Annotated in this window: 2 protein-coding genes; both read left to right on the top strand. The window is 64.8% G+C overall.

All coding sequences use genetic code 11. The features are described from left to right. A partial coding sequence (locus AB0M20_RS41655) for a hypothetical protein (protein ID WP_364306866.1) occupies positions 1 to 601 on the top strand: 601 nt, incomplete at its 5' end. Positions 602 to 1,494: 893 nt separating this feature from the next. Next, positions 1,495 to 1,772 (top strand): hypothetical protein (locus AB0M20_RS41650; protein ID WP_364306864.1); only part of this gene is annotated, 278 nt, incomplete at its 3' end.

Here is a 1,772-nt window from a genome sequence, read left to right as displayed (position 1 = left end):
CAGCAACCAGATCGCGATCAGCCGCACCGGCAGATACGTCGCGTTCAGCTCGGCGGCCACGAACCTCGTTGCTGGCGACACCAACGCGGCCGACGATGTCTTTGTCCGTGACCGCCGCGCCGGCACCACGGCCCGGGCCAGCGTCGGACCTGGCGGTGTCCAAGCCGATGAAGGCAGCAGCGGGACCGCGCTCACGCCGGACGGTCGTTACCTGGCCTTCGATTCCTTGGCCACCAACCTGGTGCCGGGCGGGAGCGAGAGAATCAGGTCGGTGTTCGTCCGTGACCTGTGGACCGGCGCTAACAGCCGGATCGCCGTCGGCGCTGATGCGGAACTCAACAACGACGGCCGGTACATCGTCTTCGCCTCCGTGGGGGAGGCCGACCAGTACGAAGTGTATCTACGCGACCGGTCCACAGGCGAGACCACTGTGGTCAGTGTGGCCACCGGCGGCGTGCCGGCGAATGGCTCCAGCGAGCAACCTGCGATCACCGGCAACGGCCGCCTGGTCGCCTTCGTGTCCCGAGCCACAAATTTGGTGCCCGGCGACACCAACAACGTCCGCGACATTTTCGCTCGCCGGATCCTCCCGGCTTCCTGAAGCAGCCGGATACTCCCGGCGCTCTGAGGCCCTGATCCGATCCCGTGCCGGTCGTATTCCCGCACCACTTTCAGCCGACGCGGCCGGCCACAATCCGCTTGATCCATCGATGTCGAACCATGACCCGATCCCGGCTGAACAGGACGTCGCGTCGCTCCGACGGAAGATGGTCAGCCGCGGAGCGTCCAGTCGGGCTCACGCGCTGACAGTCACGGCGCTGTCGGCGGACACCTGTCGCGGCGTACCTCAATACAAGGGAGGTCGTCATGACGCTGCTGAGCGATGTCTCGCGCTGGTCGAGCAGCTCTCCATCGACGTGGCGCATCTCGACCGGGAAGCTGCGGCCTTGAGCGGCGTGACGCTTCCATCGGCGTGCACGCCTCGAAGCTGGTCAATGCACCGCGCCCCTACGACCTACATCGAGCACCATAAGTGGTCTTATGGGGCGTCGGATCGCCAGCCGGCACCGGACCGGCCCGTCCCAGGGCGTCGCGGTGTCACGGCCGCCCGGCCTCCCGACCAGGAGCAAAGCCAGGAGATCCACCGCGGCATCTGCCGTCAGTGCCACCAGCCGCGACGATAGACCCGCACCTCCCGCGCGGGTATCGCTGACGGGTACAGGAATGAGTGCGGCGCTGACTTCCAATCGATCCATCGGTCGTTCGCAGGATGTCAGGAGTTCACACGTTGGCATGTCACATTGATGACAAGCAGACGGAGATCGAATTCTATCGTCTTCCCGTATCGCCTTGCTACTTTGCCGCGGGTCCGCGAAATCCGCTGGTGCCGCGACAGCTCAGCGCTCGCCACCATCTGGCGGATCCTTTGATTGAGACACGTGGAGTAGCGACGCCGGCTCTGAGCCGAGGCTTCGCCGGCACAATGGAGAGACAGTGATTTCAGGCGACGACGCGCTGCTGTTGACAGTTCGGCCGGCCAGCGAGAAGTACGCAGATGACGACGAGCGGTGGGTCGCCCAGCAGATCGAATTGTTCGCCGAACTGCGGCGCGAGGTCGGCGGCGTTCGGCGAGAGTTGGCCGCGGAGGCGGGGACGAAAGGCGCCGTCGAGACAGTGCTGCTCGCGCTCGCCTCTACCGGCTCTATTACCGCGGCCGTGCTAAGTTCAAAACCATTAAAGCCCCAGCAACCAAAAATGGTGGTTGCTATAAA

Source organism: Actinoplanes sp. NPDC051633, from assembly GCF_040681735.1.
In the GTDB taxonomy this organism is placed as follows: Bacteria; Actinomycetota; Actinomycetes; order Mycobacteriales; family Micromonosporaceae; genus Actinoplanes.
This window is presented reverse-complemented; position numbering and strand designations above follow the sequence as displayed.